The sequence below is a fragment of the Rhodococcus sp. NPDC003383 genome (genome assembly GCF_053589115.1).
This window is the reverse complement of the sequence record NZ_JBSFRG010000021.1, coordinates 1-25,790: the sequence shown is the minus strand read 5'-3', so window position 1 is coordinate 25,790 and position 25,790 is coordinate 1. Positions and strand designations below refer to the sequence as shown.

Here is a 25,790-nt window from a genome sequence, read left to right as displayed (position 1 = left end):
GACCATGACCGCTCCGACTCTCGAGGGTGTCTCGCTGACCGGCACGGGGCTGCACCTGGCGTTCGGATCCAACAAGGTGCTGCGCGGCGTCGACCTGCACGTCGACGCGGGGAAGACCGTCACCGTGATCGGGCCGTCCGGATCCGGCAAGTCGACGTTGCTGCGCGTGCTCAACCGCCTGTACGAACCCGACGCCGGCGACGTGCTGCTCGACGGGAAGTCGGTGCTGAAGGACAACCCCGACGCGCTGCGTCAGCGCATCGGCATGGTGTTCCAGCACTTCAATCTGTTCCCGCACAAGACGGTCATCGAGAACATCGCGTTGGCGCCCCGCAAGCTCAAGGGCATGTCGAAGGACGAGGCCCGGGCACTCGCCGTCGAGCAGCTCGAACTGGTGGGTCTCGCCCACAAGGCCGAGTCGCGGCCGGCGAATCTGTCCGGCGGGCAGCAGCAGCGCGTGGCGATCGCGCGGGCACTGGCGATGAAACCGCAAGTGATGTTCTTCGACGAAGCCACCTCCGCGCTCGACCCGGAACTCGTCAAGGGCGTGCTGGCGCTGATGGCGGATCTCGGTGCCGGCGGCATGACGATGGTCGTCGTCACCCACGAGATGGGTTTCGCGCGGTCGGTGTCGGACACCGTCGTGTTCATGGATCACGGCGCGGTCGTCGAGACCGGCACCCCGGACCAACTGTTCGACAGCCCGGAAACCGAACGGCTGCAACAGTTCCTGTCGCAAGTCCTCTGATTACGGCTGGATCAGCACATTCAGGCCCCGCTCGAAGTCGGCGATACGCCGGTTGAGGGCGTGGTGGCCACCGTTGACGATCTCCGACACCCGGACGATTCCGGCGGTGTCCGCGACCTGGTTGAGGTTGCGCGACGTCCAGTACCAGGCGGCCGTGGTGAAGGCATTCTCCGGCGCGGAAAGCAGTTCGGGGTGCGCGACGAAGTCCACTCCGGTGGCCTGGCTCAACTTCTCGTAGTTGTGACGACCCGTGATCTGGATGGCGCCGCGGCCCTTGTAGCGCACGCCGTCTCCCGGCTGGGTATTGCCGAGATCGCGGCGGCCCTCGTAGGCGCGCCCGGAGGCGTACTCCTCGAAGGTGCGGAAGGAATCGGACTCGACGGCGAGCTGGGCGATGAACGCTGCCTGCCGGACCGGTGTGTCGATGCCGTTGCGCACCATCGCGTCGTTGAGCGGGGCGATGTACTGCTCGATCTTCTCGGGCTGGACACCGGGCACGATGCGAGCCAGCTCGTCGGGGGTGACGGCGGGCGGTGGAGGAGGTGCCGGGGCAGGCTCGGGCGCGACCTCGGCCGGCTCCGTGGACGCTGCCGGCTCGGCGGTGGCAGCGTCGGCGGCGCCACTCCACCCCGCGGTCGACAGGGCCTCGAAATCCAGCGCCTTGAGCTGCTCACGAGGCTGATCGAACCGAGCCGGCACGACGGAGGCAGTATCGGCGTTGGCGGCGGACGTATTCGCCACAACGGCGGCGGTGGCAGTGGTGATCATGGCGGCCGCGGCGACGGCGGCACGCAAACGGCGCGAATATGAAACTGACATGGGTCGTGCTCCAAGATCGGCCGAGCGGGTTCGGCCTCCGAAACTGGCGGCCGCGGGCGTTACCGAAGGGAAGTCTTTGTTCCCGGATGGATCACCATCGAGCGGCCTTAAGGTCACATCCAGGTAACGGCGCAGGTAGGGCGCTTTTCAAGGTATCGTGATCCATGTCACGTTTGCGGCCGAAAGGCGGCACCCAGCGCATTCGCTCTCGATTCGGTGCGCCCCGAATCGCCCGATCACGGCACCCGGAGGCCGGGGCTGCGGCGACCGATCGGCCTCACCCGGCCACTCCGGCGACCGACGCCGATGACGTGGGATTCGTTGCGCTTCAACAGGACTCGTAGCTGGACCGATTCCGGGGCGAGACTGTCGACCGACCCGCCCACCGGCTCAGGGCCGACGTGCCCCGCACCTGCGTCCCGCATGACACAAATAGGACACATCCATCGTTCGTCGACCGCCCAACCGTTACATATTTGTGTCCCATCACACAGTCGCTACAGGGGTCCGCAACACCGTGTCGGACCCCTCCACTCTGCACATCAGCGCGAAACCGGTCGGCCCCATCGGTATTCACTGCTCCACATCTGTCACACGGGTTCCGAAAGGGACTGCGGGGAATGTTACGACCGCTCCGGCCCCGGCTCGGAACAAGCGGAAGGGTGATAACCGACCGGTCCGTTTGCGCGGACCCGGAGCATCCACCGGACGAAAAGCCGTCGCTCCCTGTTCATCTGTTCGTTCCGTTTGTCTCGTTTGCGCCTTCTACGGTGCCCCCGAAGCGAATCGACGAGGGAGATCACGTGCGCATCGAAAACCTGCCCCTGTTCGTCCACGACGGGAAGTCGTCACGGGCGAACATCACGTGCCGCTACAAGTGCGGCGACGCCTGCTCGCACGCAGTACCGAACAGTTCGGAAGGGACGTACTTCGGGGACATCGTGCGGGGTGCGGTGTCGCGGCGCGGAGTGCTGCGCGGCGGTGCGATGGCGGTCCTCGCGGTCGGCGCGGGCGGGGTGCTCACGGCGTGCTCGGACGACGCGAGCGCCGGGGAGGCACCGGCGCCCGGCAGTGGTGATCTTGGACCGGCAGCTCCCGGAACCGATTTCACACCCGTACCACCGAACACCGCGGACGCGGTGACCGTCCCCGACGGTTACGAGCAGGCCGTGGTGATCCGCTGGGGCGACCCGGTGCTGCCCGATGCCCCCGCATTCGACATCGAGAATCAGACCGCGGCGGCGCAGGAGAAGCAGTTCGGGTTCAACAACGACTTCGCGGGCCTGCTGCCCGTCGACGGCGTGCCGCACACCTATCTGCTGGTCGTCAATCACGAATACACGACCGAACCGTTCATGTTCGCCGGGTACGACGCGGAGAATCCCACCGAAGAGCACGTGCGGATCGGCTGGGCCGGCCACGGACTGTCCGTCGTGCAGGTCAAGGGTGAGCCCGGAACGGGGCATCTCACACCGGAATTCGGTCCGTACAACCGGCGCATCACCGCCCTGAGCGAGTTCGCCGTCACCGGGCCCGCGGCCGGCAGCGACCTGCTGAAGACCGCTGCGGATCCGACCGGCACCCGAGTGCTCGGCACACTGAACAACTGCTCGGGCGGACTCACCCCGTGGGGCACGGTGCTGTCGGGGGAGGAGAACTTCAACCAGTACTTCGCGAACGCCGAGCAGGTCACCGATCCGATCGTCGCCGAACGGCTCACCCGCTACGGAATCGAAGGCGGTGCATCCGAACGCAAGTGGGAGCGATTCGATCCGCGCTTCGATGTCGCGGCGAACCCGAACGAGGTCAACCGCTTCGGCTGGGTCGTCGAGGTCAACCCCTGGGACGCGACGTCCGTGCCGGTCAAGCACACCGCGCTCGGCCGGTTCAAGCACGAGGCCGCGACCGTCCACATCACCCCCGACGGCACGGTCGTCGCGTACAGCGGTGACGACGAACGCTTCGACTACATGTACAAGTTCGTCTCGTCCCGGAAGATGCAAGCCGGGAACTCGCAAGCGGCGATGCGGCACAACATGACCTTGCTCGACGCCGGCACCCTGTACGTCGCGCAGCTCACCGGCGACAACCCCGACACGATCGACGGCACCGGAACCCTGCCGGAGAGTGGCGCATTCGCCGGCAGCGGCACGTGGATTCCGTTGCTGCGCACGGGCGAAGACGGTTCCGCAGAGTCTCTGGTCGACGGAATGTCGGCCGAGGAGGTCGCGGTGTTCACCCGTCTCGCCGGCGACAAGGTCGGTGCCACCAAGATGGACCGGCCCGAGGACTTCGAACCGAATCCGGCGACCGGCAAGGTCTACGTCGCCTTGACCAACAATTCGAATCGCGGCGCAGACGGCAAACCCGCTGCCGACGAAGCGAATCCGCGTGCGAACAACAAGAACGGCCAGGTCCTCGAGCTCGACGACGACCACGCCGGCACCACGTTCACCTGGAATCTGCTGCTCGTGTGCGGCGATCCCGAAGCGGCCGACACCTACTTCGGTGGATTCGACAAATCGCAGGTCAGCCCGATCTCGTGCCCCGACAACCTCGCGTTCGATCCGCACGGCAACCTGTGGATCAGCACCGACGGCAACGCCCTGAAATCCAACGACGGCCTGTTCGCGGTCGTGCTCGACGGGCCCCGCCGCGGCGAGACCAAGCAGTTCCTCACCGTTCCGATCGGCGCAGAGACGTGTGGTCCCGTCGTCCAGGAGAACCGCGTCCTGGTGTGTGTACAGCATCCGGGCGAGACCGACGACGCGTCGTGGGACGCTCCCGCGTCGCACTGGCCCGACGGTGGCACCGCCCAGCCGCGACCTTCGGTCGTGGTGGTGTGGAAGAAGTGGGCGTGAACGCCCTCGTGTGCCCTTCTGGCGGCCCCCATCGCCACAAAGGCACACCGGCGCGTCAGCGCAGCACGGAACTGCCGAGGTACTCGCAGGCCTGCAACGCGAGCGCGACGTCCAGCTTGTCGTGCGTGGCGGGTGCGCGGGTGGGGTCGCCGAGGGCCTTGCCGACCCGGTACTTGACGGTGTTGCGGTGCAGGTTCATGCGTTCGGCGGTGTGCAGGTGGCTCTCGCCGGTCGCGAAATAGGTGCTCAGCGTTTCCCGCAGCATCGCAGCCTGCTCGGTGTCGTCCGCGAGGGGACCGAGCACCTCGCCGACCCACGCCCGTGCGGCGTCGAGATTGCGGGCGAGCAGGGACACGACAGCGACACCGCGGTCACCGAAACCGATGACGCGGCGATGTGAGGTGCTCTGCACCATGGCAATCGAATACGCGGCCCTGGCCTGCTCGTGGCTGCGGCAGAATCCGGCCTGACCGGTCGCGGGCAGCCCGACGGCCACCCGGCCGGTGGAGTGGGTGCCGACGACCGCGGCGAGTTCGGCCGTGTCGATCGTCGGCGGGCGCCGGCCGAACGGCAGCCACGCCCACACGGTGCGGCGGTCGACGGCGGTGAGGATCGGAGGGCCGTCGGCCCTCAGGTGTTCGGCGATGCGGCGGACCAGCCGGTCGAGGGGACTGACACCTCCGTCGGCGGGTTCGACGGCGGACCAGACGATCATCGCGACGTGGCACCGGTCGAGGCGGTATCCGGTTTCGGATTCGAATGCGGCAGTGTCGGTTTCGGTTCCCTCGACCAGTCCGTGGATGAGCGCCGAGTGCACGTTCCCGCGGACCGCCGACCACCGTTGACGTTCCTTCTCGTACGCGTCGAACACGTCCAGGGTGATCCGGTCGATGTACCGGGAGACGACCGACGAGACGTTCTCGATCACATCGAACGCCAGGTTCGTCGGCAGGTCCATCGAGCGGACCTCGTCGACGAACATCCGGATGAACTCGTTCTGCCCGAGGTGATAGGCCCGAACCAGTGAGTGCGACGACACGTCGCGCTGCGCGAGCCGCAGCGCGTATTCCACTGCTGCCGTGGCAGGTTGGAGGTGCTCGGTGGGAATATCGTTGGCGAGCACGTGGATCATCGTCGTGATGTTGCCGTGCACGCTCGCCTCGAGCAGTTCGACGAGCAGCGGGTCCTCGTCGAGCCGGGCCACCTCGCGGGCAATCATGGTCGTCAGCGCGCGGGTGATCTCCTGCTGGCGGTCCCCGAACCGCTGCGCGATCTCACCGACGACGCGGCGAACCTCGTCGTGCGTCGTCGTCCCTGTGCCGTTCGTGGCCGCCGGATCAGCCACGGCCACTCCGTAGCCGGCGCAGCGCGGATTCGGCGGCGTTGTAGCCGCACATGCCGTGTGCGCCCGCGCCGGGCGGGGTGGACGCCGAGCACAGGTACACCCCCGGGACACCGATGTCGTACGGATCGAGGGCGATCCGCGGCCGGAACACCACCTGCACACCGGCGTTCGCACCACCGATGATGTCGCCGCCCACCTGGTTCGGGTTGTCCCGCGCCAGATCGGCCGGGGTGGCCACCGTCGTCGCGACGATACGGTCGCGGAATCCGGGTGCGAACCGCTCGACCTGGGCGACGACGGCCTCGGTCGCATCCCCGGTGTATCCGGCGGGCACGTGCGCGTAGGCGTACACCGGGTTCACGCCGTCACGGGAGCGGGTGGGATCGGCCACGTACTGCTGACCCAGCAGCACGAACGGCCGCTCCGGCATCCGACCGGACGCGACCGCTCTTTCGGCAGCGGCGACCTCGTCGAACTCCCCGCCGAGGTGCACGGTCCCGGCGCGACCGCATTCGGGGTCGGTCCACGGGATCGGCCCGTCGATCGCGAAGTCGACCTTGAACGCGCCGGGCGCGTGCCGGAACTTCCTGTACGACTTCGCGATCCGTGACGGCATCACATCGCCGAAGATCTCGAGGGCGCCCTCCGGGGCCACGTCGAGGAGTACGACGTCGGCGGCCGGGATGTCCGCGGTGCGTCGCACCCGCACACCGGTGTGGATCTTCCCGCCGTACTCGGCCAATTGCGCGGCGAGCGCGCGGGTGATCGCCGACGATCCACCCTCCGCGACCGGCCATCCGTAGCGGTGACCCGCGGCGACGATCATCAACCCGACCGCGGAGGTCGCGGGCCGATCCAGCCGGTGGTAGGCGTGTGCGGCCACCCCGCCGAACAGCGCCCGGGCCTTCGGAGTGTGGAACCAGCGTGCCGTCACCGTGGCCGGCAGCAGCGCCCGGGGACCGAACGCGGCCAGCCGCAGCGGGTGCCTCGGCACGTTCAGGACCGGGCGCATCAGGTCCCCGGCCAGCGCATCGAACCCGCCGGCCAGGTCCGCGAACATCCGGCGCCACCGCGCGCCGTCGGCTGTTCCGAGTCCGGCGGCGGTGGCGTCGAGCGACCGGTACAGCAGCGCGGCCTCACCGCTGTCGAGCGGATGTGCGCAGTCGACCTCGGGCCACCGCCACCGCAGCCCGTACCGCTCGAGGCCGAGGGTCTGCAGGTAGGGGGAGCCCGCACCCATCGGGTGGAAGGCCGAGCAGTGGTCGTGGACCAGGCCGGGGACGGTCAGCTCGCCGGAACGGGTGCCGCCACCGATCTCGTCGGCCGCTTCGAGAACCTGGACGTCCACACCGCTACGGGCGAGGTGGACGGCGGCGGCAAGCCCGTTGGGCCCGCTGCCGACCACGACCGCTGTGCTCACGCCAGGACCTCCCGATCGTCCGCGTCGCGATGTGCGCCCCTGCGGTCCATTGTCCACTGCACGTCGAACGGGATCGGGCCGTTGGGCAGCCAGGGCTGCTCGGCGACCGCGTCGGCGACCTTGTAGGTGCCGCGTTCGATCACGCCGACCGCCGCGTCGATCACCTTGTATTCCTGCACGCCGCGGTGGATGGGCTGCGATTCGATCCAGGCGACGACGAACTCGCCGGGCGCGAAGTTGCAGCGGCGCTGGATCGCGGCGATCAGGTGTTCGTTGTGCAGGTGCCCGTCACCGAAGTTGAAGGCGACGATCGAGTTGCACGAGAACTCGGCCTCACGCAGGTCGTAGGTGTCGATGTCGTCGCCGAGGTGCCGCATCATCAGGGAGAACAGCGCGCGGCCCTGGCTGTGCATCGACCGCCAGCCGAGCAGCTGGTGCATCACGACGTCCGCGACCTCCGGCGGGTACGTCTCGAGCAGCTGGGTGCGAGTGTTCTTCGCGGCCCGGACGATGTGCCGGTCGAGCTTCTCCTCCGCGCCCGGCGCGAACGCCCAGGTCGCGGACGCCCAGTTGCCGGCGTACTGCCGCATCGACGGCAGGAACGACACCAGGTCGGGCCGCAGGTTGCCGAGGACGGGGAAGAAGCACAGCGCGGCGGCGATACCGCCCGCCAGCCACCACGACGACATGTCGCCGACGCCGTAGCCCTCCCACGCGGGGAAGCCCCAGAACAGGAACACGGTGGCGTACGCGAAGAGCAGGTTCCACTCCAGCGGGACCGCGAGCGGGAAGGTGGAGGCGATGAAGAAGTGGAACGCCACCATCAGCAGCACCGCGAGCAGCGTCACCGTGCGGTTGGTGGAGAACAGCAGGATCACCGGGGTGACGATCTCGACGAGCGTGCCGAGGACATGGGCGACGCCGCTGCCCAGGTGCGACGGGCGCAGGTCGTTCGGGAAACTGCGGTAGTGCATGCGCTTGATGCGCTTCGACGGCATCCAGGGCGTGTTGCTGATCATCGGCGGCACGACCATGGCGAAGTGGCGTCCGAACTTCGAGACACCGGCCCCGACCCACACGGTGACGATGAGCAGCTTGAGCGCGACGATCATGTCGACGAACGGCAGGAACGTGAAGAACACCATGGCCGGGAGGTACTGCTCACTGCGAGCCGCGATGAAGATGACCTTGTCCCGCAGGCCGATCACGACGAGCAGCGCGATCAGCGGGGCCACGACGGCGGGCCGGACCAGGCCGACGTTGTCGGCGACGAGTGCGTCGAGCGAACCGGTATGGACACCCGGAAGAACCACGGCGGCAACGAGGTTCGCCAGCAGCACGGCGTAGAGCAGGACGTCGCCGACGGTGCGGCGGTCACCGGCCGTGCCGGGCACCTTGTCCGGCCACGGTGGGAGCCGGATCGTCTCGGGCTTGAGCCAGTACCGGAAGCCGCCGGTCATCGGCTTGAAGTGGCCGGCGAGGGGGCCCCACGAACCGGCGAGACCGAGCGCCTCGAGCAGCACCGTCCACAGGATCAGCTTCTGGTAGACGATCGGCTGGTTCCACCACGACGCGACGTCGAACCACGACAGTCCCGACGTGAGGGTCGCCAGTGCGGTGCCCGCGCCGACGTAGAGGATCGCCAGTTTGAGGATGTAGACGGTGTGCACCATCTTCGGGGTTCCGAACCCGTGGTCGACCCAGTGGGTCGACATGGCGCGCAGACGGTCCCGGAACGGTCGGTCACGAAATGTCGAGGGGTCCACCTCGGGGAAGTTGCCGGTCTTGAATCCCATGGGAATTCGCCTCCTGGGTAGGGTGTATCGCCTCACCGGCCTGCTGCCGGCGAGTCGAGTGGACGAGCTGTGGGGGAAGGGGTCAGGCGTCGGCGGGCACCGAGTGGCGGCGCCGTAGGCCGGGCTTGTCGATCTTGCCGACCGGGTTGCGCGGCAGAGCGTCGACCAGGACTATCGCTTCGGGTACCTTCACCCGCGTCAACCGGTCGGCGACGTGGGCGAGCAGTTCCTCCTCGGTGGTTTCACGATCGGGGTAGGTCACCACGTACGCGACCGGCACCTCGCCGTACACGTCGTGGGGTGCGCCGATCACGGCGCATTCGAGCACCGCCGGATGTTCGGCGAGTGCGTTCTCGATCTCCTTGGGGTACAGGTTTTCTCCGCCCCGGATGATCATGTCCTTGATGCGGTCGACGAGGGTGAGGTAGCCGTCCTCGTCGAGGCGGCCGACGTCGCCGGTGTGCAGCCGTCCGTCGACGACGGTGCGGGCGGTCTCGTCGGGCCGGCCGAGGTAGCCGGCCATGACGTTCGGGCCTTCGATGACGACCTCGCCGATCTGCCCGGGCGGCAGCGTGTTTCCGTTCTCGTCGACGATGCCGATGCGTTGACCGGGCAGTGCCGGCCCCACGGTGCCGAGTTTGCGGGGACCGTCGATCGGGTTGCACGCGGACCCACAGGTTCCTTCGGTGAGCCCGTATCCCTCGACCACGACCAGCCCGAAGCGTTGCTCGACCCGATCGAGGAGTTCCTTCGAAATCGGTGCGGCACCGCAGATCCCGAACCGGAGCGAGGACGTGTCCAGCGACGCCTGCGCGGGCTGCGAGACGAGCAGGGCGTAGATCGTGGGCACGGCCGAGAAGTAGGTCGGCCGCAGCGTGGCGACGTCGTCGAAGAACCGGGCGGGGGAGAACCGGCCGGTGATGCTCAGCTGCGCCCCGGCCAGGATCGGTGTGAGGAAGCTGACGGCGATCGCGTTGACGTGGAACAGCGGCAGGATCAGCAGGCAGTGATCGGATTCGGTGAGCCGCAGATGCGTCCGGAACGATGCCGCCATGAACTGCAGGTTCGCGTGCGTGAGCTGCACTCCCTTGGGGCGGCCCGTCGAACCGGACGTGTAGATCAGCAGTGCGGTGTCGTCGGCGGCGGGATCGTCACCGGCGGTCCACCCGGCCGGCGGTGCGGTGACCATGTCGTCGACGTGGATCAGCGGCCGCCCGGCAGACGGCGACTCGGGGCCGGTGCCCAGCACGAGTACCGCTCCGGCGTCGTCGATCTGGTAGCCGGCCTCCGCGGCCGTGAACGCGGGATTGACGGGGGTCGCCGTCGCCCGGAGCCGCCACGCGGCCATCAGCGCGACGAGCAGTTCGGCGCGGTTGGGCAGCATCACCGCCACGACGTCCCCGGCTCCGATCCCGTGCTCCTGCAGCTGGGACGCGAAACCGTCCACCCGGCTGGCGAATTCGGAGTAGGTGAGCTGAAGGGAGTCGTCACGCACGCACGGCCGGTCGGACTCGCGATGCCACACCAGGTATTCGATCGTCGCGGGGTCGAGCGTCTCGGCGCTGTGGATTGTCACGGTGCTGTCGGTCGTCACGGCGGTCGGTCCTTCCTTCGGGGGATGACCGCAACGGTAGTGACGCATGTCACGTATCAACCAGGGCCTCGCGGGCTCGAGTTCCGGCGCGGCGTTGTCCCCGGAGCACAAAAGCCCCGCGTGCGGGCCTTCTGTATGCCTATCCCAGCCAGTCCAGAACGGCCGCCGCCGTCCACGACTGCTGCATGCTGCCCAGCGGTTCGCCGGTGAACGGCTCGTAGTACTCGGCGAACGAACCGTCGGCGGCCTGCCGGAGCCCCTCGGCGCGCAGCATGTTCGCGCGCTCGGCCCAGCCGCGGCGCGCGAACGCCCACGAGTACAACCACGTCATCACCGGCCACACCGGTCCGCGCCAGTACTCGCGGGACCTGAAATCCTTCGACACCGGCGACGTCGACGGCGGCACCGCGTACCGCAGGTCCGGATGTCCGCAGAACTTCGGTCCCTCGAATGTCCGCAGCAGCGCGAGTTCGGTCGCCCTCGGCAGGCCGCCGCACAGCAGCGGCGCGAACATCGCGAAAGTCTCGGTGGCGATCCACTTCCCGGATCGGAGATCGAAATCTCGTGCCGCGCCGGTACGTTCGTCCGTCGTCGCGATGACGCCCCGCCGGAATCGCTCGGCCCAGCCGTAGAGGTCGCGCACGTCCGCGTGCGGCCGCGAATGCTCCTCACCGATGACGGCGAGCACCTCGCACGACAGCGAGAAAACGGCGCTGACGAACACGTCCTCGACCGCGAAGCTCATCGCGGTGGTGAGTTCCTCGTCGTTGTACCGGACGCCCTTCATCTCCTCGAGCAGCCACAGATAGCGGTTGTACTCGGCGTCGGTGGGACGCTGTCCGGCATCGCCGACGTGCACCAGATCCTCGCGCAGATAGGCCGGGATCGGACCGGGCACGACGTTCGCGTACGCGGCGTCCCAACGCGGCGAGTTGTCCATCCCGGACTCCCACCCGTGATACAGCGCGATGCGGCCGTTCCCCTCCAGGTCGCGGGCACGGGCGAGCCAGCGATGCCAGCGCACCAGATCCGCCCACCGCCGGTCCAGGAACTCCTCGGCGACCGCGCGCGTGCTGCGGCCGTGCCGGCGGCCGTGATCGAGGATCCGCTGCACCGCGATCGCGTGCACGGGCGGCTGCGTGATCCCCGACGTCTGCACACCCTCCGGGGCGTGCGCGGCGAGCTCGCTCACCGCCCACCGGGACGGACCGGGGAAGTACCCGTCGACGCCGTTGGCGAAGACGATGTGCGGGATCATTCCGTTGCTCCACTGCGCCGACAGCAGCGTGTCCAGTTCGACGACGGCGCGTTCCACGCTCAACGGCGCCAGTCCGACGGCGACAAACGCCGCGTCCCAGCTCCACATGTGCGGATAGAGCTTCGGCGCCGCACTGGTCATCGTGCCCAGATCGTTGCCGCGCAACAGGTAGGCAGCGCGCGCGGCGAGCTGCGTATGGGTGAATCCGCGGTCCGGCATCGTTTCATTGTGCGACTTCCGAGGAAAAGCGCACGCCGAGAGCCCGGTCGGCCGCCCCCTCGTGCCGTGCCGGCGGCACCGGGAGGACAATGGGACGGTGAGCTCCCGTCCCCGTCCCGCCTCCGATGCCGTTCTGTCGCCCGGAATCCACGACATCGACACCGGCACGTGCGAGCTCGTCAAGGACCGGTACCGGCCGGACGGGTGGCTGCTCGAGATCAACGGGGTGCCCAGTTCCCACATCGACCTGTCCGATCCGACGCTGCTCGAGTTCGAGTACATGCGGTGGATCGCGCACCTGATGGATGCGCACTGGACCCGGGCCGACCGGCTGCGGGTGCTGCACCTCGGTGGCGGTGCGTGCACGATGGCCCGGTACGTCCACGCGTGCTTTCCGAACTCCCGGCAGGTGGTCGTCGAGATCGACAGCCGGCTCGCCGAGCTGGTGCGCGAGTGGTTCGATCTCCCGCGGGCACCGCTGCTGCGCATCCGGGTCGGGGAGGCGCGTGCGGTGCTGAGTTCGCTCACCGACGGCACCCGCGACCTGATCGTGCGGGACGTGTTCGCGATCAACCGCACACCTGCGGCGCTGACGACCGTCGAGTTCACCCGGCACGCCCGTCGTGTGCTGGCACCCGGCGGGATCTACGTCGTGAACTGCGGGGACACCCGCGACCTCACGACCGCCAAGCGCGAGGCAGCGACGATCGGCAGCGTGTTCGCGCACACCGCGATCATCGCCGACCCGGCGATGCTCAAGGGCCGCCGCTACGGCAACGTCGTCATCGCCGGCAGCGATTCGCCGCTCGGCGACTCCGCGAGCCTCGCCCGGGATCTGCTCGGCGGCGCGGTCCCGGCGCAGATCCGTCGCGACGACGAGGTGCAGCGGTTCGCGTCCGGAGCGAAGGTACTGTGCGACAGCGAGATTCCGCTACCTCACGAATCGGCACCGGCCGAGAAGGGCCTCGTCACCGGCTGAACGCCATCGATTCGTCGATCCGGCCGAATCGCATCGTCGGCAGGTCCAGCAGGTAGTTCTGGCGCATCCGCCACGGGTTGCGGGTGCCCTGCCGCGGCAGGATCCCCGCGGCGCGCTGCACGTATCCGGAGCTGAGATCGAGCAGCGGGCGGGTCCGTCCGTCGCCGCGATAGTCGGGCATCGCGCTCCGATACCCTTTGCGCCTCATATGGTTCAACAGCCGGCACACGTACAGGGACGCGAGATCGGCACGCAGCGTCCACGACGCGTTGGTGTAGCCGAGGCACAACGCGAAGTTCGGCACGCCGCTGAGCATCGTCCCGCGGTACACGTACCTGTCGCTCGGATCGACCCGTTCCCCGTCGACGACGAGCGTGATACCACCGGCCGGAACGATCCGCAGACCGGTCGCGGTGATCAGCACGTCGGCCTCGAGTTCTTCACCGGACTCGAGCCGGACCCCACGGTCGGTGACCCGTTCGATCCGGCCGGTGACGATGTCGGCGCGACCGGATCGGAGCGCCCGGAACAGGTCCGAGTCGGGAACCAGGCACATGCGCTGATCCCACGGATCGTAGGTGGGCGCGAAATGTGGATCGACCGGCGCGCTCCCGTGCAGGCGGCGGGCGGCACCGGTGCGAATCACCTTGCGCGCCAGGTGCGGCATCCGCCGGCAGAACTGGTAGAACGCCAGCATTCTCGTGACGTTCTTCATACGCACGACACGGTGGGCGACGTTGCCCGGCAACCATGTCCGGATCCGGTCGGCGAACCGGTCGCGAGTGGGAAGCGAGATCATGTACGACGGGGACCGCTGCAGCATCGTGATGTGCTCGGCGTCCTCGGCCATCGCGGGCACCAGGGTGACCGCGGTGGCACCGCTGCCGATCACCACCACGCGTTTGCCGGACCAGTCGAGGTCCTCCGGCCAGAACTGCGGATGCACCACGGGGCCGTCGAAGATGTTCAGGCCGGGAATGTCCGGCAGGTACCCCGATTCGTAGCTGTAGTAGCCGCTGCACATGTACAGGAACGAGCACGTCAGTTCGACGGGGAGGCCGTCGGCGATCGCCCGCACCGTCCACGTCGCGGTGCCCGAATCCCACGTGGCACCGGTCACCTTGTGCCCGAACCGGATTCGTCGATCCACCCCGTAGTCCGCGGCGGTCGCCCGCACGTACTCGAGGATCGAGGGGCCGTCGGCGAAGGACCGGTCGCCGTGCCACGGCCGGAACGGATATCCGAAGGTGTACATGTCGCTGTCGGATCGAATACCCGGGTAGCGGAACAGATCCCACGTTCCGCCGATCGCGTCGCGACCCTCGAGGATCGTGTAGGTCAGGTCCGGGCACTGCGTCTGCAGGCGGTATCCGGCGCCGATACCGGAGAGGCCGGCCCCGACGATCACGACATCGACGTGTTCCACATCCGCTCCTATCCGGCGGTCCAGGCCAGCAGTTCCTCGACGGGCCACGTGTTGATGACGTCCTCCGGTTCGACACCCCGCTCCGCGGCGCGCTCGCATCCGTACCCCAGCCAGTCCAGCTGGCCGGGGGCGTGTGCATCGGTGTCGATCGCGAAGCGGCACCCGAGCCGCAGCGCCAGGTCGATCATCCGGCTCGGCGGGTCGCGACGCTCCGGCCGGCAGTTGATCTCGACGGCCGTGCCGTGGTCGCGGCACGCGGAGAACACCTTCTCGGCGTCGAAGGTCGATTCGGGCCGCTGCCCGCGACCACCCGTGACGAGCCGCCCGGTGCAGTGCCCGAGCACGTCGACGTGGGGATTGGTCACCGCCCGCACCATCCGCCGGGTCATCGCGGACTTCTCGGCCCGCAGTTTCGAATGCACGCTGGCCACGACGATGTCGAGCTCGGCGAGCAGGTCGTCGTCCTGGTCGAGCGACCCGTCCTCGAGGATGTCGACCTCGATGCCGGTCAGGATCCGCGCTCCGTCGCCCGACGCGTTGAGTTCGGCGATCACTCCAAGCTGGGTGCGCAGCCGCTCCGGGCTCAGCCCGTTGGCAACGGTCAGTCTCGGCGAATGATCGGTGACGGCGAGGTACTCGTGCCCGAGCATGGTCTTCGCGGCGCGCGCCATCTCCTCGATGGGGCTACCGCCGTCGGACCAGTCGGAATGGGTGTGCAGGTCGCCGCGCAGGGTGGTGCACAGGTCGTCGGCCCCGCGCCCGATCGGCTCGGCCGCATCGCGCAGTTCCTGCAGGTAGCCGGGGATTCCGTCGTAGGATTCGCGGATCACGGCGGCGGTTTTCGGGCCGATGCCGGGCAGTTCGGACCACGTGTCGGTGCGGCGGCGGTGCTCCCGTTGTGTCTCGTCGAGTGCCGCCACCACGTCCGCCGCGTGGCGGTAGGCCTGTACACGGTAGGTCTTGGCGTGCTCGCGTTCGAGCCAGAACGCGACTTCGCGCAGTGCGCTCACCGGGTCCATATCCTCCATTGTGGCCGCCCCACCGCGGCCCGGGTGGCGGGAAACCGCTATTCGGTCCGTCCGGTCGGGAGAGGCGGCACGGAACCGGGCCGGGCGCCCTGTCCTACGCTCGGCCGTATGCGTCCGACAGCCCTGATCACCGGCGGAACCCGCGGCCTCGGTGCCGCGATCGCCCGCGAACTCGCCCCCGACCACGACCTGCTGCTGGGTGGTCGCACCGAGGAGTCCCTCGGCGCGATCGTCGCGGAACTTCCCGGCGCGACCCCGTGGCCGGTGGATCTGCTCGACCACGATGCCGTCGCCGCGGCCTGCTCCGGCATCGATCGGCTCGACGTCCTCGTGCACAACGCGGGCATCGCGAGCCTCGGCACCGTCGCCGAATCCGATGTCGCGCAGTGGCGGGAGATGTTCGACGCCAACGTCTTTGCCGTCGTGGCCCTGACCCGCGCCCTGCTGCCTGCCCTGCGTGCCGCGAACGGGCATGTGGTGCTGATCAATTCGGGTTCCGGCCTGAATGCGCGGGCCGGATGGGGAGCGTACGCGGCGAGCAAGTTCGCGCTGCGGGCATTCGGCGATGTACTGCGCCAGGAGGAACCGGCCCTGCGCGTGACGTCGGTGCACCCGGGCCGCATCGACACCGACATGCAGCGTGCGCTCGTCGCCGAGGAGGGCAACGAGTACCGGCCCGATCGGTACCTGCGCCCGGCAACCGTCGCGCAGGCGGTGGGGAACGCGATCCGCACGCCCGCCGACGCCCATCCGACGGAAATCGTGCTGCGCCCCCGGTAGCGGCTATCGGTCAGAACGGCAGCGGGATGACCACCGGCGGGGCGCCCGGGATCTGGATCTGGATCTGCGGAGGGGGCGGAGCCGGCGCGGGGGGTGGCGCCGGTGCGGGTGCGGGAGCCGGCGCAGGCGCAGGCGCAGGCTCGGGTGCGGGTGGTGCAGGCTCGGGTGGCGGAGGCGGCGGTGGCGCTTCGGCCGGTGGCGGCGGGGGAGGCGGTGGCGGCGCCGGTGCCTGGGACTGCGGGCGCGGCACCGGAGCGGCGGCCCCGGGTGTCCGGGTTTCGGCTTCCGTGCGCGGCGTGGGGCTCGCGACCGCGGACTCCGCCGGCGGCGCGGGTGCCGGCTGCCGCGGTCCCGCTCCGATCGGCACCGGCAGCAGGTCGCCGGTCGAGATGTCGACGACCGTCAGCTGCGGCACCGAGGTCGCGGCGGGCTGCACGACGAACAATCGCTTCGGATCCAGTCCCTCCCAGCCGTCGCCCGTCAGTTCCGGGGCCGGTGTCAGCACGGGGGCCGTCAACGGTGTGCCGCGTGCACACCGCACCTTCGGGGTGCCGCGATCGTCGACGAGCACGACCGTGCCCGCCTCGAGCACCGACTGCACGGGGACGACGGTGCCGCTGCGGTACTCGTGCACGGTGACGCGGGTATCAGCCCGCAGCAGCACCGGTGTCAGCTTGCGGACGTATTCGCGGGCGTCGGTGACCTTCAGGACGCCGAGCCACGCCTCGATCTTCGCGGGATCCTGCTCGAGGCTGTCGACGAGTTCCTGCCGGTCGCACAGTTCGCGCTCGAGGCTGCCGCCGTAGAGCGCGGGGCGGTCCCCGGCGACCGCGGCGGTGCCGTCGTCGGTCACGGCCACCGGATCGCCGGTGCCCTCGACATCCTCGTCGTCGGGTTCCGGCACCACGACCGGGACCTGGGCCGGCAGCAGCAGTCCGGTCCAGGGGTACTGGTCCTGTGCGGTCGCGATCTCGAGTCGCACCGGTTCGGTTCGCTCGGAACCACCCGACGAACATCCACTCACCACGAGCGCGATCAGAACGAGCACCAATCCGAATCCGCGCGCAGCGGCATCGGTGGCCACCCGCACATCCTAGGACGGGTTACAAATGCGATCGGTGGATTTGCGGATTCACCGGAACGGGGTGTCGGGCGATATGTCCTGTGTGGAGAACACCTCCGCCACGAAGTCCACGAGCAGTTCGTCGACCCGGCGCGCGCGTTCCATCTGCACGAAGTGACCGGCGCCGTCGAGCAGGTGAACGCCCCTGAGGTCCGGCACCGTCTGCCGCATCCGCTCCAGCGCGTGCGGTCCGGACATGGTGATGACGGGGTCGTTCGCGCCGGCGACGAACAACGTCGGCACCTCGAGCAGAGCCGGTTCACTTCCCGCCACCGCCTCCCAGTTGGCGTCGTAGGCGCGATACCAGGACAGGCCGCCCCCGAATCCGGTTCTCGCGAACACCCTCGCGTAGTGGTCGAGTTCGTCCTCGCTCAGCCAGTCCCAGGGCAGGTCCGGCGCCTCGGGCAGCACGTCGAGGTAGCCGTTTCCGTCCGACGGGTGCTGCCAGATGTCCAGGTACCGGTATCGGCCGGACAGCGCGTGGAACAGCCGCTGCAGGAACTCGCGGGGCCGCGCGTCGAGTTCGTGTTCCGCGACCCCCGGGTCCTGGAAGTAGTGCAGGTGCAGGAAGTGCCGGCGGGCCATCGCCGCGTACAGCTCGGTGGGCCGCGCGGGCAGCGGGTCCGGCGCGTACGGCACGGCGAGCAGGACCAGCCCGGCGACGCGGCTGCGGTGGCGGAGCGCGGCGGTCCACGTCGCGGGTGCCCCGAAGTCGTGCCCGACCAGAACGGCCCGTTCGATGCCGAGTGCGTCGAGCAGGCCGACGAGACGATCCGCGACCACGGCGTTGGTGAACTCGTCGATCGAGGTCGGCCGGTCGGTTCCGCCGTAGCCGGGCATGTCCGGCGCGATGGCCCGGTAACCGGCGGCGGCGAGTGCGCTCACCTGGTGCCGATAGCTGTATCCGAGACCGGGGAATCCGTGGCACAGCACGACGGCGGGCCGGCCGGCGTCGCCGGCTTCGGCAATGTTCCACGTGAAACCATCGACCTCGACCACGACGTTGCGCATCAGGACGCGGGCACCGTGACCATGTCGTCCTGGTTCCAGTACGCCTTCATCGAGGTGATCTTCGCGTCGTCGTCGAAGGTCATGACGTCCACGACCTCCATCACGAGGTCCTGCTCGCCGAGGTGCGTGGTGAGGCGGAACAGGAACGCGGCGTTGTTCGCGGCGATCTTGAGGGTGAGCAGTTCACCGGTCTGCGCGAGCGGCTCGATGACGCCGTAGAACTCGCGCAGCGCCTCCTCGGTGGTGCGCGGTTCGGTGCCGACCGGGTCCTCGACGGTCGCGCCCGGCGCGTACAGGGCCAGGACATCGTCGGTCGTGCCCTTCGCGACCGAGCGGATGTAGTTCTCGACGGTCTCGCGGATCGCGTCGGTGGTCGGTGCCATGAAAGCCTCCTCGAATAGAACATGTTCTAGATCAGGAGACTAGTGTCACCGGAGCCCGCAGACCAGGTCCCGCAGCGAATCGGCTCCGCCCCGGCGCGCGGGATGCTTGGCTGACACGAACTGGATGACGCTGCAGGTGCGCTGAGAGGAGTCTTCATGAGCGAGACGGCCGCGTTCACCCTCGACGGTCACGGCGGAACCCTGGCCGGACGCCGCTGGCCGGCCGAGAACCCGCGCTATGTCGTGTTGCTGTGCCACGGCTACGGCGAGCACTCCGGACGGTACGAGTACGTCGCGACCCGGTTCGCCGCCGACGGCGCCACGGTCTACGCGATCGACCACGTCGGGCACGGACTCAGCGACGGCGAGCGGGTCCTCGTCGAGGACTTCGAGAAGGTCGTCGACGACTTCCACCTGCTCGATCTGACCGCGCGGCGCGAGAATCCCGGCCTGCCCGTCGTGCTCGTCGGGCATTCGATGGGCGGGATGATCGCCGCGCGCTACGCCCAGCGATACGGCGACAGCCTCGCCGCGGTCGTCCTGTCCGCGCCGGTGCTCGGCACCTGGGCCGCGGTCGACGCCCTGCTCACCGCCGACGAGATTCCCGACACGCCCATCGACCCGGACACGCTCTCCCGCGACCCGGCGGTGGGCCGCGCCTACGTCGCCGACCCCCTCGTGTGGCACGGCCCGTTCAAACGGCCCACGGTGCAGGCACTGAAGAACTGCCTCGACACCATCTCCGCGGCCGGTCCCGTTGATTCGGTTCCGGTGCTGTGGCTGCACGGCTCCGACGACGGCCTGGTTCCGATCGAGGGCACCGTGCAGGGCTGGGGGACGTACTCCGGTGCGCAGGCACGGTCCGGCACGTACACCGGTGCGCGCCACGAGATCTTCAACGAGACCAACCGCGACGAGGTCCTCGGGGACGTGCTCGACTTCGTGAACAGCGTTCTGCCGGAACGGAACTGATCCGGCAGAACGCTGTCACCCGGAATCGGTGGGTCAGCGCACCACGTTGATCATCTTGCCGGGCACCACGATCACCTTGCGGGGCGCGGCACCGGCGAGCAGCTCGACGATCTTCTCGTCCGCCAGCGCCGCCGCCTCGATCGCGTCGGGCTTCGCATCGGCGGGCACCGTGATGCGGCTGCGCACCTTGCCGTTGACCTGGATCGGGTACTCGACGCTGTCCTCGACGAGCCACTTCTCGTCGGCGACGGGGAACGGACCGTGCGCGAGCGACTCGGTGTGCCCGAGCCGCGACCACAGTTCCTCCGCGAGGTGCGGCGCCACCGGCGCGAGCATCGACACGAGCGGCTCGACCGCGGTCCGCGGCGCGCCGTCCGGGTACGTCTTGGTGAGGTGGTTGGTGTACTCGATGAGCTTCGCGATCGCGGTGTTGTCCCGGAGGTTCGCGTAGTCGTCGGACACACCCGCGATGGTGCGGTTCAGCGCACGCAGCGTGTCCTCGGCCGGCTCGACGGCGGTGACGCGCACCGCGCCGGTCTCCTCGTCGATCGCGGCGCGCCACACGCGCTGCAGGAAGCGGTGGGCACCGACGACGTCCTTGGTCGCCCACGGGCGGGACTGGTCGAGCGGACCCATCGACATCTCGTACACGCGCAGCGTGTCGGCACCGTAGTCGTCGCAGATCTCGTCCGGCGCAACGGAATTCTTCAGGGACTTGCCCATCTTCCCGTACTCGCGGTTGACCCGCTCGCCGTTGTGGAAGTACTCGCCGTCGCGCTCGTCGACCTCGTCGGCGGGAACGTAGACGCCGCGCGAGTCGGTGTAGGCGTACGCCTGGATGTAGCCCTGGTTGAACAGGCGGCGATACGGCTCCGAGGACGTGACGTAGCCGAGGTCGAACAGCACCTTGTGCCAGAACCGCGCGTACAGCAGGTGCAGCACGGCGTGCTCGACACCGCCGACGTACAGATCCACACCGCCCGGGTCGTTCGGGCCGTGGATCTCCGGCCGCGGACCGGTCCAGTACGCCTCGTTCTCCTTGGCGCAGAACTCGTCCGGGTTCGTCGGGTCGATGTAGCGCAGCTGGTACCACGAGCTGCCCGCCCACTGCGGCATGACGTTCGTGTCGCGGGTGTAGCGCTGCAGGCCGTCGCCGAGATCGAGGTCCACCTCGACCCACTCGGTCGCCTTCGCGAGCGGCGGCGACGGCTCCGAGTCGGCGTCGTCCGGGTCGAACGACACCGGCGCGTAGTCCTTCACATCCGGAAGCTCAACGGGCAGCATCGATTCCGGCAGCGCGTGCGGGCGTCCGTCGGCGGAGTACACGATCGGGAAGGGCTCGCCCCAGTAGCGCTGACGCGCGAACAGCCAGTCGCGCAGCTTGTACTGGATGGTGCCGGTGCCGGCACCCGATTCCTCGAGCTTCGCGACGATCGTCTTCTTCGCGTCCGCGACGGCGAGACCGTCGAGGTAGTCGGAGTTCACCAGCACACCGTCGCCGGTGTACGCCTCGGCGGTGATGTCGCCGCCGGAGATGACCTCGCGGATCGGCAGGCCGAACGCGGTCGCGAACTCCCAGTCGCGCTGGTCGTGTCCGGGCACGGCCATGATCGCGCCGGTGCCGTAGCCGGTGAGCACGTAGTCCGCGATGAACACCGGCAGCTTCTCGCCGTTGACCGGGTTCACGGCGTACGCGCCGAGGAAGACGCCCGTCTTCTCCTTGCTCTCCTGCCGCTCCAGATCGGACTTGGCGGCGATCGCGGCGCGGTAGTCGGCGACGGCCTCGGCCGGGGTGGCGGCGCCACCGGTCCAGCGCTCGTCGACGCCCTCGGGCCACGCGCCGCCGACGATCTCGTCGACCAGGGCGTGCTCGGGCGCGAGCGTGACGTAGCTGGCGCCGAACAGGGTGTCGGGGCGGGTCGTGAAGACCTCGATCTCGGCGTCCTCGTGGCCGTCGACGGCGAACTTCACCTGGGCACCGTGGCTGCGGCCGATCCAGTTGCGCTGCATCGTCTTGACCTTGTCCGGCCAGTCCAGGAACTCGAGATCGTCGATGAGACGGTCGGAGTACGCGGTGATGCGCATCATCCACTGCCGCAGGTTCTTCCGGAACACGGGGAAGTTGCCGCGCTCGGAGCGGCCCTCGGCGGTGACCTCCTCGTTCGCGAGCACGGTGCCCAGGCCGGGGCACCAGTTGACCAGCGAATCCGAGCGGTACACCAGGCGGTAGGCGTCGAGCGCGTCCTGCTTCTCGGCGTCCGACAGCGCGGCCCAGTCGCGGCCGTCGTCGAGGGTGCGGGCACCGGACTCGAGTTCGGACTCGAGTTCCGAGATGCGGCGGGCCTTTCCGGCCTCCGTGTCGTACCACGCGTTGTAGATGGTCAGGAAGATCCACTGCGTCCAGTGGTAGAAGTCCACGTCGGTGGTCGCGACGGCACGACGCTCGTCGTGGCCGAGGCCGAGACGGCGCAGCTGCCGCTTCATGTTCGCGATGTTCGCCTCGGTCGTGGTGCGCGGATGCGTGCCGGTCTGCACCGCGTACTGCTCGGCCGGCAGCCCGAACGAGTCGTAACCGAGCGTGTGCAGGACATTGTGGCCCAGCATGCGGTGGTAGCGCGCATAGACGTCGGTGGCGATGTAACCGAGCGGATGCCCGACGTGCAGGCCCGAACCGGACGGGTACGGGAACATGTCCTGCACGAACAGCTTGTCGGCGGGCACGTCGCCGGCCAGGGGGCCGACCGGGTTCGGCGCTTCGAACGTGCCGCGTTCGCGCCACAGCTCCTGCCAGCGCTGCTCGATCCGCCCGGCAAGCTCGGCGGTGTACCGATGCTGCGGGGTGGCGTCGGACGACGGAGTGGAAGTCTGATCAGGACGAGTCACGGCGGTCGCTATCTACTTGGCTGGCGTCTGTTACCTCCGACCAGGGTAGAACGTGGCCGAACCCGACCGGACCGGCGGCTGCGTCCGGCGGTATCCTGGTCGCCGTGTTGATCGTCGCCATCGTGCTGTTCGTACTCGCCCTCGCTGTCGGTGTCGTCGCCGTCGCCGGGCTCACCGGACGGCTCGGACGCAACCGTTGGGCAGGTGTCCGCACCGCGGACACGCTGCGCGACGACGAGACGTTCGCCCTGGCCAACAAGGTCGCGGCCCCCAGCATCCTCGGTTCCGCCGTGCTGCTCGTCGCCGGTGGTGTCGCCGCGCTGACGCTGCCGACCGTCGCCGGTGTCGTCGCCGTCGTCGTCACGATCGTGGCGGCGTTCGCCACGGCCGGGGCCGGCGGATCCATCGCGGCGCGGGTGGCCGCTGCCACCAAGCCCGAGGAGACCGAGGGCTGCGGCACCTCGTGCGGCGCGTGCAGCCTGCGCGGCGCGTGCGAGCCCACCGCCTGACGACGGTCGGCGCCTGACGACACACGTCTCGGGCACTCTCGCGGATCGTCCCGCAGTCCCTACTCTGGGCCGGTGACGACCCGCCGCATCATCGATCCCGCCGGTGCACTGTTCGGCATCGCCCTTCCGATCGCCGCCGCCGTGGCCGCGGTGCTGGTCACCGCTGCGTGGGAACCTCGCCTGCCCGCCGCGATCGCGACGCACTGGTCCGGTCCGGACCCGGACGGGTTCTCCTCGCCGATGTCGAACGCGTGGACGATCGCCCTGGTCATCGTGCTGGTCGGTGGCGGTTGCAGCGCGATCGCGGCGCTCGCGCAGGCCATGCTGATGATGCGGCGGTACATGCTCGTCGTCGGGCTGGGCGTCACCGGACTGCTGGTGACCATCCACGTGACCATGCTGGCGGCGCAGCTGGACCTTTCCGACGCGGCGCAGGCGCAGCTGCCGATGTGGTCGATCGGCCTCGGCGTTCTGCTCGGTGTCGCGGTCGGGCTCGTCGGTGCCGCGCTGCTCCGGGACTACCGGGAGCGGGTCCCGGCGACCGCTGCCCCTGACGCGAAGCTCCCTCGCGGTCGCGTCGAGTTGCCGATCGTCGACCAGGTCGGGACCGGCACCCGCACCACGGCCGTGCTGGCACTCGTGGTGCTGGGCCCGGCCGTGCTCGTGTGCTGGTCCGCCGGATCCTGGTGGCCGCTCGCAATCTTCCTGCCGGTCGGGGTGCTGGTGCTGAGCCTGCTGCGGTTCCGGGTGACCGTCGACGAGGCCGGCGTGAGCGTGCGCAACCTCGGCATGACGGCGGTCGAATACGGCCTCGACGAGATGATCGGTGCGAAGGTCACCGAGACCCGGCCGTTCGAGGACTGGGGCGGCTGGGGGCTGCGCGCCAAGGGCCGCGGCCGGTACGGACTGGTCACCAACACGGGCCCGGCGCTGGTGTTCACCACCGCGGGCGGTCACGAGTTCACCGTGACCACGGAGCGGGCGCAGGAGATGGCCGGGGCGCTCAACAGCCTCGCCGACGCTCGCGTCCGCTGAACTCCGCGCCGGAATCCCGAACCGGCCGAGCTACGGGAAACGGGGACATCGTACGGACCGGTCCGGTTCAATGGAATGCGAATTTCCATGGAGCACAATCGACCGGATGCCCGGAGGTTCCAGTGAGTCATCGGAGACGATCACACCCCGACGGGATACTCGCTCCCGCCTACACGACCCGCCTCGACACCGACCCGGTGCCCGCGTCGAAACTGCCTCAGGGATCGATGGAACCGGACGCGGTGTACCGGTTCATCCACGACGAGCTGATGCTCGACGGCAGTTCCCGGCTCAATCTCGCGACCTTCGTCACCACATGGATGGAGCCGGAGGCGGGCCGTCTCATGGCGGAGACCTTCGACAAGAACCTCATCGACAAGGACGAGTATCCGTCGACCGCGGCGATCGAGGAACGCTGTGTCGCAATGGTCGCGGACCTGTTCAACGCGCCGGGACTCACGGAGTTCGATCCGGCGTCGGCGACGGGTGTGTCGACTATCGGCTCGAGTGAGGCGGTGATGCTCGCCGGGCTCGCCCTCAAGTGGCGGTGGCGGCAACGTCACGAAGCGGCCGGCGGCGATACCTCCCGTCCGAATCTTGTTCTGGGAAGCAATGTTCAGGTGGTGTGGGAGAAGTTCTGCCGCTACTTCGACGTGATACCCAAGTACCTTCCGATGGAACCCGGGCGCTACTCGATCACGCCGGATCAGGTGCGAGAAGCCGTGGACGAGAACACGATCGGCGTCGTCGCGATCCTCGGCACCACGTACACCGGTGAGCTGGAACCGGTATCGGAGATCTCCGCGGTTCTCGACGAGGTCGCCGCGTCGGGTGGGCCGGACGTGCCGCTGCACGTCGACGCCGCGAGCGGCGGATTCGTGGTGCCCTTCCTGCGTCCGGAACTCGAATGGGACTTCCGGGTACCGCGCGTGGCGTCGATCAACGTCAGCGGCCACAAGTACGGCCTGACCTATCCGGGAATCGGATTCGTGGTGTGGCGCGACCAGGACGCGCTGCCCGAGGACCTGGTGTTCCGGGTCAACTATCTCGGCGGCGACATGCCGACGTTCACCCTGAACTTCTCACGCCCCGGCAACCAGATCGTCGGCCAGTACTACAACTTCCTGCGCCTCGGCCGCTCCGGCTACCAGCGGATCATGGAAACGCTCCGCACGACGGCGGTCCGGTTGGCGCGGGGGATCTCCGAGATCGAGGGCATGAACGTCATCACGGACGGCAGCGCCATCCCGGTCATCTCCTTCGAACTGACCGACGATCCGGGCTTCACGGTCTTCGACATCTCACACGAACTGCGTGCCCGCGGATGGCAGGTGCCGGCATACACGATGCCCGCGGACGCCGAGGACGTCGCGGTGCTGCGGATCGTCGTCCGTGAGGGATTCAGCGCCGATCTGGCCCGGATGCTGCACACGGACCTCGTCGAGGTGTGCGACGAGCTGCGTAAGAGCGGAATCGGAAAGCATTCGACGGAAAAGCATTTCGCTCACTGAGCGGTGTGCCTTTGTGGCGGCTAAAACGCGCCGGCTCGTTCCCCGGGCCCCGGAACTGCTCGCCCGGCTCCCGCAGGACACCTACGTCGA

20 protein-coding genes are annotated in these 25,790 nt (G+C 68.8%); 8 read left to right on the top strand and 12 right to left on the bottom strand.

Going from position 1 to position 25,790, the window contains the following annotated elements:
• Positions 1 to 4: 4 nt before the first annotated feature.
• Positions 5 to 748, top strand: coding sequence for an amino acid ABC transporter ATP-binding protein (locus ACWDTS_RS18365; RefSeq protein WP_450108842.1), 744 nt, complete (start codon positions 5 to 7; stop codon positions 746 to 748).
• On the opposite strand, the gene ACWDTS_RS18360 is transcribed toward ACWDTS_RS18365, so the two are convergent.
• Complete coding sequence (locus ACWDTS_RS18360) at positions 749 to 1,567, bottom strand: glycoside hydrolase family 19 protein (protein ID WP_450108841.1); 819 nt, start codon at positions 1,565 to 1,567, stop codon at positions 749 to 751.
• Positions 1,568 to 2,376: 809 nt separating this feature from the next.
• Here ACWDTS_RS18360 and ACWDTS_RS18355 point away from each other — a divergent pair.
• Entirely contained in the window at positions 2,377 to 4,428 is a 2,052-nt protein-coding gene (locus ACWDTS_RS18355; RefSeq protein WP_450108950.1) for a PhoX family protein, read from the top strand.
• Positions 4,429 to 4,483: 55 nt separating this feature from the next.
• Here the strand turns inward: ACWDTS_RS18355 and ACWDTS_RS18350 are convergent, their stop codons facing one another.
• The 5 genes from ACWDTS_RS18350 to ggh all read right to left on the bottom strand — a co-directional run bounded on the left by ACWDTS_RS18350 (position 4,484) and on the right by ggh (position 12,060).
• Positions 4,484 to 5,773 (bottom strand): PucR family transcriptional regulator, encoded by a 1,290-nt coding sequence (locus ACWDTS_RS18350; protein WP_450108840.1) that lies wholly within the window; start codon positions 5,771 to 5,773, stop codon positions 4,484 to 4,486.
• Positions 5,766 to 7,193 carry a phytoene desaturase family protein gene (locus ACWDTS_RS18345; RefSeq protein ID WP_450108839.1) on the bottom strand — a complete coding sequence of 476 codons (1,428 nt, stop codon included), beginning with the start codon at positions 7,191 to 7,193 and terminating at the stop codon, positions 5,766 to 5,768. The genes ACWDTS_RS18350 and ACWDTS_RS18345 overlap by 8 nt, the downstream gene beginning before the upstream one ends.
• Positions 7,190 to 8,989 (bottom strand): DUF3556 domain-containing protein, encoded by a 1,800-nt coding sequence (locus ACWDTS_RS18340; protein WP_450108838.1) that lies wholly within the window; start codon positions 8,987 to 8,989, stop codon positions 7,190 to 7,192. Before ACWDTS_RS18340 ends, ACWDTS_RS18345 begins: the two co-directional genes overlap by 4 nt.
• Positions 8,990 to 9,071: 82 nt before the next feature.
• Positions 9,072 to 10,526: a class I adenylate-forming enzyme family protein gene (locus tag ACWDTS_RS18335; protein ID WP_450108949.1), complete on the bottom strand. Its 1,455-nt coding sequence runs from the start codon at positions 10,524 to 10,526 to the stop codon at positions 9,072 to 9,074.
• A 196-nt stretch (positions 10,527 to 10,722) separates the two neighbouring features.
• On the bottom strand, positions 10,723 to 12,060 hold the full coding sequence (ggh, locus tag ACWDTS_RS18330; protein WP_450108837.1) for a glucosylglycerate hydrolase: 1,338 nt from the start codon (positions 12,058 to 12,060) through the stop codon (positions 10,723 to 10,725).
• Between the two features lie 97 nt (positions 12,061 to 12,157).
• Here ggh and ACWDTS_RS18325 point away from each other — a divergent pair, with 97 nt between their 5' ends.
• Entirely contained in the window at positions 12,158 to 13,039 is an 882-nt protein-coding gene (locus ACWDTS_RS18325) for a spermidine synthase (protein WP_450108836.1), read from the top strand.
• On the opposite strand, the gene ACWDTS_RS18320 is transcribed toward ACWDTS_RS18325, so the two are convergent.
• Together ACWDTS_RS18320 and ACWDTS_RS18315 are read right to left on the bottom strand one after the other, a co-directional pair.
• Entirely contained in the window at positions 13,029 to 14,465 is a 1,437-nt protein-coding gene (locus tag ACWDTS_RS18320) for a flavin-containing monooxygenase (RefSeq protein ID WP_450108835.1), read from the bottom strand. The genes ACWDTS_RS18325 and ACWDTS_RS18320 overlap by 11 nt on opposite strands.
• A gap of 8 nt (positions 14,466 to 14,473) precedes the next feature.
• A complete protein-coding gene (locus ACWDTS_RS18315; RefSeq protein WP_450108834.1) occupies positions 14,474 to 15,484 on the bottom strand; it encodes a PHP domain-containing protein in 1,011 nt (336 codons plus the stop codon).
• 117 nt (positions 15,485 to 15,601) lie between these two features.
• Here ACWDTS_RS18315 and ACWDTS_RS18310 point away from each other — a divergent pair, with 117 nt between their 5' ends.
• The gene (locus tag ACWDTS_RS18310; RefSeq protein WP_197251465.1) at positions 15,602 to 16,273 is read left to right on the top strand and encodes an SDR family oxidoreductase; all 672 of its coding nucleotides are present in this window, start codon (positions 15,602 to 15,604) and stop codon (positions 16,271 to 16,273) included.
• Between the two features lie 10 nt (positions 16,274 to 16,283).
• Here the strand turns inward: ACWDTS_RS18310 and ACWDTS_RS18305 are convergent, their stop codons facing one another.
• Genes ACWDTS_RS18305 through ACWDTS_RS18295 form a run of 3 tightly spaced genes read right to left on the bottom strand, consistent with a single transcriptional unit; the run spans position 16,284 to position 18,790 of the window.
• Positions 16,284 to 17,357 (bottom strand): DUF6777 domain-containing protein, encoded by a 1,074-nt coding sequence (locus ACWDTS_RS18305; RefSeq protein ID WP_450118768.1) that lies wholly within the window; start codon positions 17,355 to 17,357, stop codon positions 16,284 to 16,286.
• Positions 17,358 to 17,405: 48 nt separating this feature from the next.
• Positions 17,406 to 18,407 carry an alpha/beta fold hydrolase gene (locus tag ACWDTS_RS18300; protein WP_248674518.1) on the bottom strand — a complete coding sequence of 334 codons (1,002 nt, stop codon included), beginning with the start codon at positions 18,405 to 18,407 and terminating at the stop codon, positions 17,406 to 17,408.
• Positions 18,407 to 18,790, bottom strand: a complete 384-nt coding sequence (locus tag ACWDTS_RS18295; protein WP_197251828.1) for a nuclear transport factor 2 family protein — start codon at positions 18,788 to 18,790, stop codon at positions 18,407 to 18,409. Before ACWDTS_RS18295 ends, ACWDTS_RS18300 begins: the two co-directional genes overlap by 1 nt.
• A 156-nt stretch (positions 18,791 to 18,946) precedes the next feature.
• Here ACWDTS_RS18295 and ACWDTS_RS18290 point away from each other — a divergent pair, with 156 nt between their 5' ends.
• On the top strand, positions 18,947 to 19,762 hold the full coding sequence (locus ACWDTS_RS18290; protein WP_450118767.1) for an alpha/beta hydrolase: 816 nt from the start codon (positions 18,947 to 18,949) through the stop codon (positions 19,760 to 19,762).
• Positions 19,763 to 19,795: 33 nt separating this feature from the next.
• On the opposite strand, the gene leuS is transcribed toward ACWDTS_RS18290, so the two are convergent.
• Entirely contained in the window at positions 19,796 to 22,645 is a 2,850-nt protein-coding gene (leuS, locus tag ACWDTS_RS18285; protein ID WP_450118766.1) for a leucine--tRNA ligase, read from the bottom strand.
• Positions 22,646 to 22,749: 104 nt separating this feature from the next.
• Between leuS and ACWDTS_RS18280 the strand changes: the two genes are divergently transcribed.
• The 3 genes from ACWDTS_RS18280 (at position 22,750) to ACWDTS_RS18270 (ending at position 25,700) form a co-directional block, all read left to right on the top strand.
• The gene (locus ACWDTS_RS18280) at positions 22,750 to 23,154 is read left to right on the top strand and encodes an SdpI family protein (RefSeq protein WP_248674522.1); all 405 of its coding nucleotides are present in this window, start codon (positions 22,750 to 22,752) and stop codon (positions 23,152 to 23,154) included.
• 72 nt (positions 23,155 to 23,226) lie between these two features.
• A complete protein-coding gene (locus ACWDTS_RS18275; protein WP_450118765.1) occupies positions 23,227 to 24,189 on the top strand; it encodes a DUF1648 domain-containing protein in 963 nt (320 codons plus the stop codon).
• A 122-nt stretch (positions 24,190 to 24,311) separates the two neighbouring features.
• Positions 24,312 to 25,700, top strand: coding sequence for a glutamate decarboxylase (locus ACWDTS_RS18270; RefSeq protein ID WP_197251833.1), 1,389 nt, complete (start codon positions 24,312 to 24,314; stop codon positions 25,698 to 25,700).
• The last annotated feature ends 90 nt before the right edge of the window (positions 25,701 to 25,790 follow it).

Excerpts from the sequence above, each read along its gene's own strand:
- ACWDTS_RS18300 (WP_248674518.1), bottom strand. The coding sequence starts at position 18,407 with ATGCGCAACGTCGTGGTCGAGGTCGATGGTTTCACGTGGAACATTGCC.
- ggh (WP_450108837.1), bottom strand. The coding sequence starts at position 12,060 with ATGCCGGACCGCGGATTCACCCATACGCAGCTCGCCGCGCGCGCTGCC.
- ACWDTS_RS18315 (WP_450108834.1), bottom strand. The coding sequence starts at position 15,484 with ATGGACCCGGTGAGCGCACTGCGCGAAGTCGCGTTCTGGCTCGAACGC.
- ACWDTS_RS18295 (WP_197251828.1), bottom strand. The coding sequence starts at position 18,790 with ATGGCACCGACCACCGACGCGATCCGCGAGACCGTCGAGAACTACATC.
- ACWDTS_RS18360 (WP_450108841.1), bottom strand. The coding sequence starts at position 1,567 with ATGTCAGTTTCATATTCGCGCCGTTTGCGTGCCGCCGTCGCCGCGGCC.
- ACWDTS_RS18290 (WP_450118767.1), top strand. The coding sequence starts at position 18,947 with ATGAGCGAGACGGCCGCGTTCACCCTCGACGGTCACGGCGGAACCCTG.
- ACWDTS_RS18310 (WP_197251465.1), top strand. The coding sequence starts at position 15,602 with ATGCGTCCGACAGCCCTGATCACCGGCGGAACCCGCGGCCTCGGTGCC.
- ACWDTS_RS18340 (WP_450108838.1), bottom strand. The coding sequence starts at position 8,989 with ATGGGATTCAAGACCGGCAACTTCCCCGAGGTGGACCCCTCGACATTT.
- ACWDTS_RS18365 (WP_450108842.1), top strand. The coding sequence starts at position 5 with ATGACCGCTCCGACTCTCGAGGGTGTCTCGCTGACCGGCACGGGGCTG.